The sequence below is a fragment of the Paenibacillus sp. FSL H8-0457 genome (assembly GCF_038051935.1).
In the GTDB taxonomy this organism is placed as follows: Bacteria; Bacillota; Bacilli; order Paenibacillales; family Paenibacillaceae; genus Paenibacillus_AQ; species Paenibacillus_AQ lautus_A.
This window is the reverse complement of record NZ_CP150293.1, coordinates 290,485-305,682: the sequence shown is the minus strand read 5'-3', so window position 1 is coordinate 305,682 and position 15,198 is coordinate 290,485. Positions and strand designations below refer to the sequence as shown.

13 protein-coding genes are annotated in these 15,198 nt (G+C 54.3%); 5 read left to right on the top strand and 8 right to left on the bottom strand.

The window, feature by feature from the left end:
- Positions 1-373: 373 nt before the first annotated feature.
- The 3 genes from MHI43_RS01425 to MHI43_RS01415 all read right to left on the bottom strand — a co-directional run bounded on the left by MHI43_RS01425 (position 374) and on the right by MHI43_RS01415 (position 6,529).
- On the bottom strand, positions 374-1,564 hold the full coding sequence (locus MHI43_RS01425; RefSeq protein WP_012818493.1) for an acetyl-CoA C-acyltransferase: 1,191 nt from the start codon (positions 1,562-1,564) through the stop codon (positions 374-376).
- 346 nt (positions 1,565-1,910) lie between these two features.
- A complete protein-coding gene (locus MHI43_RS01420) occupies positions 1,911-4,352 on the bottom strand; it encodes a 3-hydroxyacyl-CoA dehydrogenase/enoyl-CoA hydratase family protein (protein ID WP_051425404.1) in 2,442 nt (813 codons plus the stop codon).
- A complete protein-coding gene (locus MHI43_RS01415; RefSeq protein WP_036664877.1) occupies positions 4,349-6,529 on the bottom strand; it encodes a heterodisulfide reductase-related iron-sulfur binding cluster in 2,181 nt (726 codons plus the stop codon). Before MHI43_RS01415 ends, MHI43_RS01420 begins: the two co-directional genes overlap by 4 nt.
- Before the next feature lie 483 nt (positions 6,530-7,012).
- On the opposite strand from MHI43_RS01415, the gene MHI43_RS01410 reads away from it, so the two are divergent.
- The 3 genes from MHI43_RS01410 to MHI43_RS01400 all read left to right on the top strand — a co-directional run bounded on the left by MHI43_RS01410 (position 7,013) and on the right by MHI43_RS01400 (position 9,662).
- Complete coding sequence (locus tag MHI43_RS01410; protein WP_036664878.1) at positions 7,013-7,603, top strand: TetR/AcrR family transcriptional regulator; 591 nt, start codon at positions 7,013-7,015, stop codon at positions 7,601-7,603.
- A gap of 38 nt (positions 7,604-7,641) precedes the next feature.
- Positions 7,642-8,409, top strand: a complete 768-nt coding sequence (locus MHI43_RS01405) for an electron transfer flavoprotein subunit beta/FixA family protein (protein ID WP_036664879.1) — start codon at positions 7,642-7,644, stop codon at positions 8,407-8,409.
- Positions 8,410-8,684: 275 nt separating this feature from the next.
- Positions 8,685-9,662: an electron transfer flavoprotein subunit alpha/FixB family protein gene (locus MHI43_RS01400; RefSeq protein ID WP_036664880.1), complete on the top strand. Its 978-nt coding sequence runs from the start codon at positions 8,685-8,687 to the stop codon at positions 9,660-9,662.
- Positions 9,663-9,829: 167 nt separating this feature from the next.
- Here MHI43_RS01400 and MHI43_RS01395 read toward each other — a convergent pair whose 3' ends face one another.
- Positions 9,830-10,147: a MazG-like family protein gene (locus MHI43_RS01395; protein WP_036664881.1), complete on the bottom strand. Its 318-nt coding sequence runs from the start codon at positions 10,145-10,147 to the stop codon at positions 9,830-9,832.
- A gap of 214 nt (positions 10,148-10,361) precedes the next feature.
- Here MHI43_RS01395 and MHI43_RS01390 point away from each other — a divergent pair, with 214 nt between their 5' ends.
- A complete protein-coding gene (locus MHI43_RS01390) occupies positions 10,362-10,940 on the top strand; it encodes a TIGR00730 family Rossman fold protein (RefSeq protein WP_036664882.1) in 579 nt (192 codons plus the stop codon).
- A 183-nt stretch (positions 10,941-11,123) separates the two neighbouring features.
- Here MHI43_RS01390 and MHI43_RS01385 read toward each other — a convergent pair whose 3' ends face one another.
- The 4 genes from MHI43_RS01385 to MHI43_RS01370 all read right to left on the bottom strand — a co-directional run bounded on the left by MHI43_RS01385 (position 11,124) and on the right by MHI43_RS01370 (position 14,244).
- Positions 11,124-11,867 carry an SDR family oxidoreductase gene (locus tag MHI43_RS01385; protein WP_036664883.1) on the bottom strand — a complete coding sequence of 248 codons (744 nt, stop codon included), beginning with the start codon at positions 11,865-11,867 and terminating at the stop codon, positions 11,124-11,126.
- Positions 11,868-12,156: 289 nt separating this feature from the next.
- Positions 12,157-12,750: a TetR family transcriptional regulator gene (locus MHI43_RS01380; RefSeq protein ID WP_036664884.1), complete on the bottom strand. Its 594-nt coding sequence runs from the start codon at positions 12,748-12,750 to the stop codon at positions 12,157-12,159.
- Between the two features lie 283 nt (positions 12,751-13,033).
- Positions 13,034-13,747: a hypothetical protein gene (locus MHI43_RS01375; protein WP_036664885.1), complete on the bottom strand. Its 714-nt coding sequence runs from the start codon at positions 13,745-13,747 to the stop codon at positions 13,034-13,036.
- A 98-nt stretch (positions 13,748-13,845) separates the two neighbouring features.
- On the bottom strand, positions 13,846-14,244 hold the full coding sequence (locus MHI43_RS01370; RefSeq protein WP_235201866.1) for a hypothetical protein: 399 nt from the start codon (positions 14,242-14,244) through the stop codon (positions 13,846-13,848).
- A gap of 79 nt (positions 14,245-14,323) precedes the next feature.
- On the opposite strand from MHI43_RS01370, the gene MHI43_RS01365 reads away from it, so the two are divergent.
- Positions 14,324-15,085 (top strand): kanamycin nucleotidyltransferase C-terminal domain-containing protein, encoded by a 762-nt coding sequence (locus MHI43_RS01365; protein ID WP_036664886.1) that lies wholly within the window; start codon positions 14,324-14,326, stop codon positions 15,083-15,085.
- Positions 15,086-15,198 lie beyond the last annotated feature (113 nt).

The window sequence follows — 15,198 nt, the reverse complement described above, 5'->3', positions numbered from 1 at the left end:
GCGACCGCTGCTGCTTCTCCAGTACAATTCCGCCCTCTCCGCTAGGTTGGCGTGCACTATGAATCTCCTAGTTCAACACCTTACTCCGGCTATCATTGCACTCCCCTGTGGATGGAGTGAGTGGTGCCGTGTCCGGTCCGTGTACGGAGCGGACACGGGTACATCGTGCGCACTGCTCCCCGTGCGCACGATGCGTGGTCCGGGGCATGCTTGGATTGGCTGTCGACCCTGGTGACCTTGGCGGGCCACATTTCCCTCCTCGGGACCTGCTCCAGCTCTCCCCCAGTCAAGAAGGAGGCTTCTTCCCTGCGGCTGTCATTTAGCAAGATTTATTTCAATAACGAACGAGTTACGACTCCTACGGAAGAGGCAATTACGCCCCGGCTGCGTGCACCTCGAACACTCCCGCTGCGCCCATGCCGCCGCCGATGCACATGCTCACGACGCCGTAGCCGCCGCCGCGGCGGGCGAGCTCGGAGACGAGGCTGACGGTCAGCTTGGCGCCGGTGCAGCCGAGCGGATGGCCAAGCGCAATGGCGCCGCCGTTGACGTTGACCTTGCTCTCGTCGATCCCCAGCGCGCGGATGATGTGGAGGCATTGCGAAGCGAACGCTTCGTTAATCTCGAACACATCCACCTGATCCAGCTCGATGCCCGCCATGCGCAGCGCCTTCGGAATCGCTTCGACGGGGCCGACGCCCATTATCTCCGGCTCCACGCCTGCCAGGGCAAACGATTTGAAGGTAGCCAGCGGGGTAAGGCCCAGCTCCTCCGCTTTCTCGCGGCTCATGACGGCTACCGCCGCCGCGCCGTCGCTCGTCTGCGACGCGTTGCCCGCGGTAACCGAGCCGCCGAGGGCAAAGGCCGGCTTCAGTCTGGCCAGCACATCCGGTGTTGTGTCCGGACGAACTCCTTCATCCGTATCGATGGCTAAGGTTTTGCTGCGCACTTTGCCCTGCTCATCGGCGGCAGCCAGCGTTACGTTCACCGGTACGATCTCGTCCCGGAACTTGCCTTCGGAGATAGCGGCTGCGGCCTTGCGGTGGCTGCTGGCCGCGAAGGCATCCTGCGCCTCGCGGGTGATGCCGAAGCGGCGCGCTACCTCTTCCGCCGTATGGCCCATGCCGATGTAAACCTCCGACATCTCTTCGACGATCGTCGGATGCGGTGCCGGCTTGAAGCCGGTCATCGGCACATGGCTCATGCTCTCGACGCCGCCGGCGACGATGACCTCGGCATGGCCGAGCATAATGCGTTCCGCAGCAAAAGCGATCGCCTGAAGTCCGGACGAACAGAAGCGATTGACGGTCAAGGCCGGCACCGTGACCGGATAACCCGCATACAACGAGATAATCCGTGCAACGTTAAGGCCCTGCTCGCCTTCCGGCATCGCGCAGCCGAGGATAATGTCCTCGACGTCCTCTTTTTTCAGGCCCGGCGCACGCTCAATGACGGCTTCCAGTACGGCTTTGCCGAGATCCTCTACGCGCGTCTGGGCAAAACTGCCCTTCTTCGCCTTCCCCACCGGGGTGCGAGCAAGGGATACTATGACTGCTTCTCTCATGCCATTCACCTCATCAACTAGAAATGGTTGGATCCAATACCGATATGATTGCTGGCCGTTCATCGGCCTTGAAATGAGTACGTAACGGGTGGGACTGATTAAAGTGCCGCCATCACCCAAACATCCAGCAGTGCGGACAGTTTGCCACATGTACCGTATGCACGTTTGATTTGGCGAATCCTACGTTGCGGATGATAGCTGATCTGTTAGCTGTGAAGTTTTAAGGACTATACCAACATTAGCGTTCGTCATGTCCTGATTGCTTTTCAAGATGCCGAAGGCAAGGAGAGACCGGAAGGCAAGACGCTCAAAATTGCCAAGGAAGTACAGTCCAAGCTGAATCGCCTTAATTCCGCAGCGGCTTGCCTTTTGCCAGCATATGCTGCATGCGCTGCTGGGTCTTGACCTCCCCGAGCAGGCTGAGGAATGCTTCGCGCTCCAGGTCGAGCAGATGCTGCTCGCTCACGACCGTTCCTGCAGGGACGTCGCCGCCCGTCAGGATATGCGCCAGCTTCTTCGCAATCAACAGATCGTGATCGCTGATATAGCCGCTTCGCTTCATGTCGATCACGCCCATTTGGAGCACGGCCCGGCCATCGCGGCCGACAACGCGGGCTTTGCCCGGCTGCGGCGGGACATAACCCGCCTGGTCCATCGCTAACACGGCCTGCTTCGCTTCATGGATCCGGTAATCCTGATTCATGACCACCGTATCACCGCTGCGTCCATACCCCATGCGGATGGCTTCATGTCCGCTGGTCGATGCCTTGGCCATCGCCACCATCTCGAAGATTTTGTTGATCTCCGGCTGGAGGTCGCTGTCCTTGTCGGGATGGCGGTTGCTGGTCATCAGCGCCAGCTCCTTGCAGCCGCCGCCTGCCGGTATCAGACCGACCCCCGTCTCCACCAGGCCGAAATAGGTCTCCGCCGAGAAGATGATCCGGTCCGCCGGCAGGCACGCCTCCACGCCGCCGCCCAGCGTCATCCGGTGAGGCGCGGCCACAACCGGCTTCTCCAGCCCCTTCAGCTTCATCATGCTGCCCTGGAACAGACGGATGATGTCATCCACCTCATCCCAGTCGCCGCTCTGCGCTTCCATCAGCATGAGCATCAGATTGGCGCCGACGCAGAAGTTCCGGCCTTCGTTCGCCAGCACCAGCCCGCGGTAATTGGCCCTGACCTCTTCCACGCTCTGCTGAATCATGACTAGAATATCGGCGCCGATCGCGTTGTTCGGCGAAGTGAATTCAAGGCATGCAACGCCATCCCCAATATCGATCAGATTCGCCCCCGTATTCGAGCGGATGATCCGGTTTTGCGATTTGAGCGCTTGCAGCGAGATCAGCTCGTGCTGAACCTCAACGCCCTTATATTCGCCTTTGAAATAATGGAACACCTCGCCGTCCTTCTCCTGATAGAAGGACTTGTTGCCTGCGGCAACCCACTCCTTCACCCACGCCGGGACGGTCACGCCCTCTGCTTCCATGCGCTGCACGGATTCCGGCAGTCCGATCAGATCCCAGGTCTCGAAGGGACCGAGCTCCCAGTTGAAACCCCATTTCATCGCATTGTCGATGTCCTGGATGGAATCGGCGATCTCTCCCAGCTTGCCGGCTGCATAGACGAGCACTTGCTTCAATACATTCCAGGCCAGCTCCGAGTAACGATCCTGCGTTCCCAGGAAAGCCTTGATCTTCCGCTTGGCTCCCTTTACCGCTTTGGCGGCTTCGATGGAAGCGGAGCTCACTTTGGCGCTCGGGTTGTACTCCATCGTGGACAGATTGAGCGATAGGATTTTGCTGCCTTGATCCCCTTTTACTTTTTTATAAAAGCCCTGGCCGCCCTTCTCCCCGGTCCAGCCGCGGGCGACAAGCTCATTCATGACGTCAGGCACCGTGAACACGTCTTTCTCCTCGCCGTCCGGTACGGAGTCGTACACGTTTCTGGCCACATGGACAAACGTATCGATGCCAACCAGATCCAGCGTGCGGAAGGTGGCGCTCTTTGGACGTCCCAGAACGGGACCCGTGGCCGCATCTACTTCCTCCACGGTATAGCTGTTCTTCACCATCTCCTGCAGCGTGACCAGAAGTCCGTAGGTGCCGATCCGGTTCGAGATGAAATTCGGCGTGTCCTTCGCAAGCACAACCCCTTTCCCAAGGCGCTTCGTGCAAAATTCAACCATAAACTTCGTAATGGCCGGATCGGTATCAAAGCCCGGAATAATCTCCAGCAGCTTCATATGACGCGGAGGATTGAAGAAATGGGTTCCCAGGAAGTGGCTGCGGAATTCCTCGCTGCAGTCTTCGACCATCGCATTGACGGAAATGCCCGAGGTGTTCGTGCTGACGATCGATCCTTCCTTACGCGCGCCTTCAATCTGCTTGAAGATGCTCTTTTTGATTTCCAGGCGTTCCGTAACCACCTCGATGATCCAGTCCACATCCTTCAACAGGCTTAGATGATCCTCGGTGTTTCCCGGCATGATCCGATCCGCAAAATCAGCGCTGTAGAGCGGAGCGGTGCTTGATTTAGGCAGAGCCGCTATCGCCTTGGCGGCAAGCCTGTTTCGTACCTTCGGATGATCCAGCGTCAGGCCGGCCTTCTCCTCCTCGGCGGTCAAGGAATTCGGAACGATGTCGAGCAGCAGGCAGGGAATGCCTGCGTTGGCAAGATGGGCGGCGATCCCCGACCCCATGACGCCCGAGCCGATCACGGCGGCTTTGGTGATGTTTCGAATTGCGACCCCGGAACCGCTGACGGCTTCTTTGGTAATGGTATTACTCATTGCACAACGACCTCCTGTTCATGGATTTCGGATAGACCGAATACGGATAACTCCAAAATTTCCGCAATATCTCGCGTTTTCACGCTTTCTTCCACTTCCTTCAGCTTCGTGCCGTCCTCCAGCATCGTCAGGCAGAACGGGCAGGCGGAGCTGATCATCGTCGGAGATACGGCCAGCGCCTGCTCGGTACGCGCCAGATTCACGCGCTTGCCCGCGTCCTCCTCCATCCACATCTGACCGCCGCCGGCGCCGCAACACATCCCGTTCTCGCGATTCCGCTCCATCTCCAGGAGCTCGACGCCAGGAATGGCGCGAAGCACGCTGCGCGGCTGATCGTATACGTCGTTATACCGCCCAAGATAGCAGGAGTCATGATAGGTGATTTTCTCCTGAACCTGATACTTGGGCTTAAGTCGCCCTTCCTTCACCAGCTGATCCAGCAGCTCCGTATGGTGGATGACCTCGGCCTCCAATCCAAATTCGGGATATTCGTTCTTGAAAATATTGAAGGTATGCGGACAAGCCGTGACGATTCGTTTCACATCGTATTTCTGAAACGTCTCGATGTTCTCCATGCACAGCTGCTGGAACAGAAATTCATTGCCCATCCGGCGCGGGGTGTCGCCCGAGTTCTTCTCCTCATTGCCGAGGATGGCGAAGTTGACGCCCGCTTCATTCATGAGGCGGACAAAGGCACGGGTGATCTTGCGGCTGCGATTGTCGTAGGAACCCATCGAACCGACAAAGAACAGAATGTCGAAGTCCGGATTTTCCTTCACGGTCGGGATTTTCAGATCCAACGTCCCTTCCGGATCGACCTCCTTCACCCACTTGCTCCGGTCCGCGCGGCTGATTCCCCAAGGGTTGCCTTGTCGTTCGATGTTTTGCATGGCGCGCTGGCCTTCCTGCGGCACGCTGCCCTCCATCAGAACGAGATGTCGCCGGAGATCCACGATTTTGTCGACATGCTCATTCGCGACCGGACACTGATCCTCGCAGTTGCGGCAGGTCGTGCATGCCCAGATCTCTTCCTCGGTCATGACGCCGCCGATCAATTGAATGTCCTTCGGGTCGACGCCCTCGACTTGGTGCCAGGAGCGCTTCTGCACATCCATCGTCGGCCCGATGTCGGTGACCCCCTCGCCCTTCCAGCCGACAAGCGCCAGATCCGTTGCGCCCATGGAGTGAACGCCCGGCGACCCAAACACGGAAGCAGGCATCCACGCCGATTTGGAGGTGAGCGCGGCACCTTTTTCCGTGAGATGATCCCTCAGCTTCACGATCATGTGCATCGGCGACAGCAGCTTGCCCGTGTTCGAGGCCGGGCACACGTTGGTGCATCGTCCGCATTCAACGCAGGCATAGAAATCCAGCATCTGCTTCTGCGTGAAGTCCTCGATTTTGCCTACCCCGAACTCCTCGGCTTCTTCATCCTCCAAGTCAAGCTTGCTGAGTTTGCCCGGGGGATCCGTGCGACGAACCAGAATGTTGATCGGCGCCGTAATGAGGTGAAAATGCTTCGATTGCGGCACATAAATAAGGAAAGACAGCAGAATCAACAGGTGAAGCCACCAGAATACGTAATAACACACCGTTACTGCCACCGACGGCATCCAGGCAAACGCGGCCGCGATACTCGAGGAGATGGGTGCCATGGCCGACCACGCCAGATCTTCCATCAGCCGTTCAAAGGCCATCGTCAGCAGCACCGAAGCCATCAGCGTGGTGATGAAAAACACGACAATGCTTGGTTTCCAGCCTCGCTTGAGCCGTTTCAGCTTCTCGCCATAGCGGCGATATGCCGCATAACCGATGGCCAGCAGAATCAGCGCAACCGTAATCTCCTGCATGAGGATGAAACCCGCTTGGCCCGGAATCGGCAAGCTGTGGCCCGACAGCCCTTTCCAGATGATATCGAGCGCCCCGAACTGCAAAATGATAAATCCGTAAAACACGATAAAGTGCATGATCCCGCTCTTGCGGTCCTTGAACAGCTTGCTCTGTCCGAACACCTGGATGGCGAACTGGCTCAGGCGCTCCTTCAGATCCTTCTTCAGATTCGCCGGCTTGCCCAAACGGATATACAGGTAACGGCGATACACCACGGTGGCGAACATGTACACTGCCCAGCCCGTGATCAAGACAAAGAGCAGCGCGTTGATTAATGTTGGAATCATCCCTCTCAGCCCCTTGCGTTAAAAGATCCTTCTTCCACACCCTTCATTTCGTCTCTGCAGCGTCCAATTCTACAGCTCCTGTCACTCCTTCCAGAACCGGCTCGTCATTGTGTCAAGATTGGGACAATATATGAAGCGCTTTCATTATAGAGACAAAAATAAGACCTCCACATCGTGCCGTGCCGACCACTCTAAACCGAACATCATGACTGCTAGCTGCATCTCTTCCTCTGTACAACGCTACATCCGTATTTGTGTACTTGCCTGCGGATACCCAGCTATTCGTTTCTTCCGGTTAAACTGCCGTCTATTGCTCTGATATGAACGCCTTATTTTGCTGCTCTTCCAGGTCTGCTTCATCCATTTTACGCGTCTTCGATAACCCATCGTTGACAATGACATGAACGTATTTTATGATGGATACAAGAAATGAATGAGTATTCATTCATAATTTTAACTGTATTCTAACACCGGGGTGAGCATATGACAAGTAAAAAAAATGAAAAATACCACCTGATCCTCCAGGGCGCCCTGAAAGTTTTTGCCGAAAACGGCTATCACCGGTCCCAGGTATCCAAGATCGCCAAGGCTGCCGGCGTGGCCGACGGCACCATCTATCTGTACTTTAAGAGGAAGGAGGATATTCTGATCCGCCTGTTCCAAGAAAAGCTTGGGGAACTGGTCGGCAAATTCCACGAAAGCGTGGAAGGAACCACGGACGCCGTGGAAGCGCTGCGGACGGTGTGCAGCATCCATTTCTCGGAGCTGGAGAGCAATCCCGAACTTGCATATGTCACGCAGATTGAGCTGCGGCAGAGCGATTTGGAGCTGCGCAAGGAAATCGGCAGCGCGCTCAAGCCATATATCGTACTGATCGAGAATATCCTGGAACAGGGCATCCAAGAACAGAAATTCCGTTCCGATCTGAACGTCAAGCTGGTCCGCAACCTGATTTTTGGCGCGATGGACGAAGCGGTAACCTCTTGGCTGATCTCGGGCCGTAAATATTCGTTGTCCGATCAAGCGGATGAGACGCTAAGCTTTTTTCTCAATGGTGTTTCCGGCGGACAATAAGTCCTGCTGATATTCATATTGAAGGGAGAGTTTAACCGATGAAGATTGTGGTATTGCTTAAACAGACCTTTGACACGGAGGAAAAAATCACGATTGAGAATGGATCGATTGCCGAGGATGGGGTGAAATTCGTCATCAATCCGTATGACGAATATGCGGTAGAAGAAGCCGTGAAGCTTCGGGATGACCACGGCGGCAGCGTGACGCTCCTGTCCGTCGGACCCGACCGTACGGCAGAAGCCCTCCGGACCGCCCTTGCGATGGGGGCGGACGATGCGGTGCTGATCTCCGACGAACGGATTCCGGACGATGAATATGCGGTATCGAAGGTGCTGCATGCGTATTTGTCCAAGGAAAGCCCGGATCTGATCCTCGGCGGCAACTTCTCCGTGGACCGCGGTTCGGGCCAAGTGGCCATCCGCCTGGCACAGCTTCTCGGCATTTCGCACACCGGCTCCATTACCAAGCTTACGCTTAACGGGACCACCGCTGAAGTGCATCGGGATGCCGAAGGCGATCTGGAAGTGCTTGAGGTTCAGCTGCCGGCCATCTTCACCGCACAGCAGGGATTGAACGAACCTCGCTATCCGTCGCTGCCGGGCATCATGAAGGCCAAGAAGAAGCCTTTTCAGACGCTGACCCTGGATGATCTCGGGTTATCCGAACCCGAGATTCAGCCGGCAACGAAGCAAAGCGAGCTGTCCTTGCCGCCGGAGCGAAGCGCCGGGCGCATTCTGAAGGGCGAGCCTGCCGAAGTGGCGCATGAGCTGGTATCCTTGCTGCGCACGCAGTCGAAAGTGATTTAGATAAAAGGACAAATTGAACGTGTGATTTCCTTCGATTCCCACTATTGAATGCGGTTACATGGCAGCGGCAAAGCCCGATGTCATCGTGCCTTATGTATTCTGATTGTATGGTTTACGGGATGTCCGTCATGCACGCTTTTCGCTTAATGCGCCTTGGAAATCCGGGGCATCAGCGATTGGAGGAATGTTCCGCATTCGCTTTGGACGCTCAGGCTGGCCGACATCGTAAAACTCTCTTTACTTTCAACCCCAAATGGATCTTAGGAGGTTATGATATGAGCAAAACGATATTAGTGTATGCCGAGAACCGGGATGGGAAGCTGCGTCAGGTTGCTCTCGAGACGCTTGGCGCTGCCCGTTTAATTGCAGAAGATGGCGACAGCATCCGTATTCTGGTTGCGGGCTCCAACATTACGGAGGCCGTATCGGCCCTGAACGGCTATGGTGCCGATACCATCTATACCGTCGAGCATGAGGATCTGGAGAGCTATAACCCCGAAGCTTATATGGCCGCTATCGAAGCGGTAATCCGTCAGGCTCAGCCCGATGCCGTCCTCTTCGGGCATACGGCCATCGGCCGCGACTTGGCACCGCTGGTGGCCGCTTCCTTGAATGCCGGACAGATTTCCGACGTCACCGCCATTGACAACGAAGGCGGAGAAGCGGTATTCACGCGTCCGCTCTATGCGGGTAAAGCCTTTGAGAAACGCGTCTTTCAGAACGGACCGTGGGTGGTCACGGTTCGACCGAACAATATTCCCGCCGCGGAAGCCATCGAAGGCGCCAGCGCCGGCATTGAGGACATCGCTTACCCGGCTCCTTCCCTGCGCTCCGTGATAAAGGAAGTCGTCCGCAAAACCACGGGAAAAATCGACCTATCGGAAGCCAAAATCGTCATCTCCGGCGGGCGCGGCGTGAAGAGCGCGGACGGCTTTAAGCCGCTGGAGGAGCTCGCCGACCTGCTCGGCGGGGCTGTCGGCGCATCGCGCGGCGCCTGCGATGCCGGCTACTGCGATTACGCGCTCCAGATCGGGCAGACCGGCAAAGTCGTCACGCCCGAGATCTATATTGCCTGCGGCATTAGCGGCGCGATCCAGCATTTGGCCGGCATGAGCCAATCCCGGGTCATCATTGCCATCAATAAGGACCCGGAGGCGCCAATCTTTAAAGTTGCCGATTACGGCATCGTCGGCGATCTGTTCGATGTCGTCCCGCTGCTGACGCAGGAATTCCGCAAGGTGCTGGTATCCTAGGATTTCATAACGATTTATCATATTCAAAAAAAGGCTGCTCCAAAAGGTCCGGGAACCTGGAGCAGCCTTTTTCCTTCGTAAGTTTTGCGCCTGCAGCGTCCTTCGCCTATGAAGCATTCCGAAGGACTACCACAAACTGAATGGGAACCGGCACTAGCCTGTCAACTTTAAGAACCAAACCGTTTCAACAGCTTCTGCTGATGAGCCGTAAATGCTTCTTCCAGCGAAATATCATAGAGATCCGCCAGCAGCGAAATGTTGCCGAGCACGTCGCCGATCTCCTCCACCAGATCCTGCTTGAGCCGTTCCCTCGACTGAACCTCCTCATCGGGGCGGTCCCTGCCGATCTCATAAGCGCGTACGGCGCGCGCCGTTTCTCCTGCTTCCTCCATCAAAAATCCGACCCGGATAAAGGGACCGTACCCGGCCCAGCCTCTTTCACCGTAGAACTGTTTAATCCATTGCTGCGCTACATTCATATCCATTACGTGTGTTACCTCCGCGATTTCTTGGGATGACTGCATCTTCTTTTTACACAATCCGAGATTAAATCCATGATAAAACGAACATGCATGCCATAAAATAAAAAGGTGCTATGTCGGCGCCGAAAGGATATGCCGAACATTCCATGACACAAATCACTATATATAGTATAATTACTCAAACAAAATATCAACATCTGGGCAAGGAGTGTGCAAATTGAAATCCATATGCGTATTTGCAGGATCGAACATGGGCGAGCATCCGGACTATAAAGCAAAAGCGTCCGAACTTGGCAGGCATATTGCCCATAACCAATACAAACTAGTTTACGGCGGCTCCAACATCGGATTGATGGGTGAAGTAGCCAACGCCGTATTGCAAAATGGCGGCGAAGTGATCGGGGTCATGCCGAGAGGGCTGTTCAAGGGGGAAATCGTACATACCGAGCTGACCCAGCTCATTGAAGTCGCCGACATGCATGAACGCAAAGCGACGATGGGCAAGCTGGCCGACGGGTTTATCGCCATGCCGGGCGGTTTTGGAACCTATGAGGAATTGTTCGAGGTGCTGTGTTGGTCGCAAATCGGCATTCATCAGAAGCCGATCGGGCTGCTCAGTATCCGCGATTATTTCGAACCGTTCATGAAGCTGATTCAGTACAGCATTACCGAGGGCTTCTCCAACTCCTCTCACTTGAACCTGATCAACATGTCCGATGATCCGCTCAAGTTGTTAGAGCTTATGGATAGCTACACGCCTCCGACACTGGACCTGAAGTGGAAGGACCTGGACTAAGGATGCCTTGAGGGGCTTAAAGTGTTTTGAGGGTCTTGAGGGAAATAGCGCCCTCTAGAGAAAAATCCTTGGGTATAAAATGTGTTGAAGGTCATTATGACGCACTGGCGTGGCCTTCCGTCATTCAAAAATGCACCGGAATCCCGGTGCATTTTTATTTTTTCCTTAGCCATAACGCTGATATTACACGAACCCGCCGTTCACGCGCAGCGTTTGACCCGTGATCCATTTTGACTCTTCGCTTGCCAGAAACAGCACGACCCCTGCAATATCAGCCGGTTCGCCCATGCGCCCGAAGGAGTTCATGCTCACGATCCCCGCAATCTGTTCCTCCGATTTGCCAACGGTAAATAGCTCCGTATTAACCGGACCGGGCGCCACTGCATTAATCGTGATCCCTTTGGGCCCGAATTCCTTGGCCAACTGACGCGTAAACTGCTCTACAGCTCCCTTCGTCCCTGCATACACGCTGTAAGTCGGGAACATCTGCCCAGACACCGACGTCGAGAAATTGATAATGCGCCCGCCGGAGTTCATATGGTGAAAAGCCTGCTGGATCGCAAAATAAGTCCCCTTCACGTTAATCGCAAACTGCTGATCGAAATCCTCCTCCGTCATGGCCGCAATCGGCTTGGTGGTCATGATGCCGGCATTGTTCACGAGGATATCGATTCCGCCATAGGCTTCGATCGTTTCACGAAACAGCCGTTCGATCTCCGCTACCTGACTAATATCGGCTTGAATGGCCCGGGCTTCGCCGCCGCCCTGCTTAATGCGGCCCACCACTTCCTCGGCTTTAGCCGGACTGCTTGCATAGTTTACGACAACCTCGGCTCCGTTCTCCGCAAGTCTCTCTGCAATTTCACGCCCGATGCCTCTGGATGCTCCCGTTACGATAGCAACCTTGCCCGATAAGCCCTTTGTCATGATAAAACCTCCCGCATATGAATTGTAAAACACGATTATTGCCCCAGATGGATGTTCAGATCTGCAATCTCTTATTAGTAACTTGATTATATGTCGCTTTATAACAAATTACAAGTGACAGATTTATAATTTTGTCATTTGTAAACGAATCAAAACAAAAAAGACGCTATCCCATGCGAGTATCGCCAAGAATAGCATCTTTTTTACATAAGGAATGATCTCATCATGCTAGCTCCCAAAGTACCCTGCCGCATTCTGATGACGGCGGTTGGCCATATCCCTATTCCCGCTAACCGTTCGTCGAAATCCCGACCAACAGTAACGTCCACACCGACTCAAAGGCGGCTTCGATCCCATCCGAAGTCCATTGGTAGGCATGGGCCGGATGGTGAAACAAGGAGGTTGCCATGAAAAATGCCTTCGCCGCCGACTCCGGCCGGCCTGGCTTGAATTCACCGGCACGCATCCCTTGATCCATGATCTGGGTGATCTGCCCGATTAACAAATTCACATGCGTATCAATGATCTTGACGGCTTCCAGCGTCACGGACGCGTACATGGCAAACATCTCGGGATCCTCGAGAACGTAAGTCCGCTTAGCCCGGATCAGGGTATCCGTCCATAACCGCAAGCGATCGGTGGCGCTGCCGTCCGTCCCGTCTGCAATGATCTGCAGCGGATCCGCAATCCGCTGAAGCCACCGCTCCGTGACGGCTTCTCGGAGAGCGGCCTTGCTGGGAAAATGCCGATAAAGCGAGCCGTGGCTCACCTGCAGCGCTTTGGCCACATCGACAACCGAAGTCTTGTCGGGGCCATAACGCCGAAGCGTCTGCTCAGCCGCATCTAATATAGCTTCTTTCGTTAGTGGTTGGTCATGTGCCATAGGTTCATGAGCATCGGGGTTTACGTTAACACCCGACCGCCCACCATCACGCCCCCTCTCTGTTGAACACATTATAGCAAACAACCTCTTCATATCAATATTGAGTTTTTGTCATTTGTCCTCCACCACTATGAAAAACCATTCTCCGTGCTCCTGTAGGATTGAAGCATATATGGGATCAATGAATACGACAGATCCTGCTGCTCTGGCGACAATCACCATCCCCAGAGAAAAAGGAAGCCGGCACATTGCCGGCTTCCTCGCTTCTTACCTTCTCAAGCTTCTATATCTTACGAATGCTTAGCAGCGAATTGCCGTTCTTCATAAATTCATAAGGTACTTTAACTTCCGCTACCCGAAAGCCTTCTGCCTCCAGCTCATGAATCAGACGGTCCAAATGGACGTAGCGGCTCCCCGATAAATCGGTCAACGGGAAGATGCGCACCTCTTCCGAGGCCACTCGCAGCAGCTCCCGAACCGTCTGGACATGAAAGTCATAATCCAATCGGTCGCTATACATGAACAGAAAATGGGCGGACAGCACCAAGTGAAACTGTTCGTTATCAAAAGGCAGCTCCGGCAGTACCGCAGCGACATAGCGATCCGGAAACTCCCGCATATCCCTAACGCAATCGCGGAGCGCTTGCTCGCGATGCCGGCGGAGCCCCTCCACATCCCCGTAATAATCCCAGACATAATTGCTTTTTGCCTGCTCCATCGTTTCCATGGCATGCCCGATATCCTGCAGTCCCTTCGTCTCCAGATCATCCGGTTTGTGATCATAAGCAATATCGCTGGCCGTTATACCGAGACCCTGCTTCGAACCGTGAGCGGTGAACGAACACGCGCCGGAAGGGCAATCCAGCACCCTTTTACCGGCAAGCTCCGGCATCTTCAAATCAAACATGTGTGCGTACTCTTCAAATGTGCGGCCAATGAATACAACCCGGTCCAATTCCTGCTTGGTCTTGCCTCTACTCTGCTCAGCTTTACTCATCTCTTCTCACCTCAGCTATAGATTGGCTGCGGATGCGGCAGCTCCTGCACACTCCGCAAGGATATACTACCATAATATGGGGTAAGGGAATTGGAATATTATGATCCCTGCCTGTTCTTTTTAAGAGAATCTATAACATCATCTAAGTCATCCGTTTTCAAGACGATTTCCTTATCATTCACCAATACAATAATCGGAAATCTGGTTAGTCCTATAGCATCCGCCCTTTGCCTGCCGGTCTCGTCCCTTACATTATGCAACATGGCAGCCTGCAAAACCTCTCGATCGGCATCGGACATACGGACCTCTTCACTCCACCATGCAACATGCGTCTTCTCATTCGGCCCTTTCGCGGCATTCGCATCTTCATAGAAATAATGAATTCGTAATTCATCTTCTTCCGCCAGCAGATCCTCAGGCACAGCTATCTTGCTTAATCCAGAACAACCAATCACCATCGCCAAGACGAACCCGGTTAGAACACTCTTAAACTTCAAAAACCAGTCACCCCCTAAAACAACTGTCCTGTTTATACTATAATATAGATAACTAACTTTCTTCGGAGGGGATTTCCTTATGCTATCTTATCCTGCGGCTACGACCAGAGAAGAGAAAATGAACATCATTCATCACATCAAAGACCGGCTGCTTCACTTGCACGGCGATGACATTCTGGCCATCGGCCTATACGGTTCGATTGCGCAAGGAATGGATGGCCCTTACTCGGACATTGAGCTTCGGGTTGTTACGCAGGACGGAGTCTCCCTGCCCGGATACGAATTCATATATCCCCCATTCAAAATCGAAATCGGAATGAAACAGAAACAAGACATCTTCAAGGCTGCCGCGTCAGTGGATGACTCCTGGGCAATTAAAGCCGGCGCCTATGTACACCTGCAGGAAATCTACGATCCGGGGAACCTGCTCGCCGAGATTCGTAAGCTCCCCCTCGAGGTTTCGGACGAGGCGATCAAAGAAACGATGCGGGAATTCATGATTTGGGAGCCTTACGAAACGATGGGCAAAATCCGAAACAACGTCCAGTCCGGGAACCTTAACTATCTCCCGCTTGGCGCTAAGGACCTGACCTGGCAGACGGCCAAGCTGATTGGGCTTGCCAACCGAACCTTTTATCATACTAGGGCCCGGACGTTGGAGGAATCCCTTACCCTCCCATCCCGACCTTCCGGTTATGACGAGCTGGCACAGTTGGTCATGCGTGGACAGCTTCTCCAAATCGATCATGTCTATGAACTCTGCGAGCAGCTCTGGACCGGACTAAACGCATGGTATGAACAGATGAATATCGAATATAAATTAAAGGAGCTTCCATTCTGATGGAGGCTCTTTTGTTAGGGTAAGGAGCCATCGTTCTCAATCTTATATTGACACATGTCATATTCTGGAACTACGCTGTGTAAGGGTCTATTTCTTACATATGATGAAAGATC

Bases quoted from the DNA above. Each gene is read 5' to 3' on its own strand.
- MHI43_RS01425 (WP_012818493.1), bottom strand. From the start codon at position 1,564: ATGAGAGAAGCAGTCATAGTATCCCTTGCTCGCACCCCGGTGGGGAAG.
- MHI43_RS01420 (WP_051425404.1), bottom strand. From the start codon at position 4,352: ATGAGTAATACCATTACCAAAGAAGCCGTCAGCGGTTCCGGGGTCGCA.
- MHI43_RS01415 (WP_036664877.1), bottom strand. From the start codon at position 6,529: ATGATTCCAACATTAATCAACGCGCTGCTCTTTGTCTTGATCACGGGC.
- MHI43_RS01410 (WP_036664878.1), top strand. From the start codon at position 7,013: ATGACAAGTAAAAAAAATGAAAAATACCACCTGATCCTCCAGGGCGCC.
- MHI43_RS01405 (WP_036664879.1), top strand. From the start codon at position 7,642: ATGAAGATTGTGGTATTGCTTAAACAGACCTTTGACACGGAGGAAAAA.
- MHI43_RS01400 (WP_036664880.1), top strand. From the start codon at position 8,685: ATGAGCAAAACGATATTAGTGTATGCCGAGAACCGGGATGGGAAGCTG.
- MHI43_RS01395 (WP_036664881.1), bottom strand. From the start codon at position 10,147: ATGGATATGAATGTAGCGCAGCAATGGATTAAACAGTTCTACGGTGAA.
- MHI43_RS01385 (WP_036664883.1), bottom strand. From the start codon at position 11,867: ATGACAAAGGGCTTATCGGGCAAGGTTGCTATCGTAACGGGAGCATCC.
- MHI43_RS01380 (WP_036664884.1), bottom strand. From the start codon at position 12,750: ATGGCACATGACCAACCACTAACGAAAGAAGCTATATTAGATGCGGCT.
- MHI43_RS01375 (WP_036664885.1), bottom strand. From the start codon at position 13,747: ATGAGTAAAGCTGAGCAGAGTAGAGGCAAGACCAAGCAGGAATTGGAC.
- MHI43_RS01365 (WP_036664886.1), top strand. From the start codon at position 14,324: ATGCTATCTTATCCTGCGGCTACGACCAGAGAAGAGAAAATGAACATC.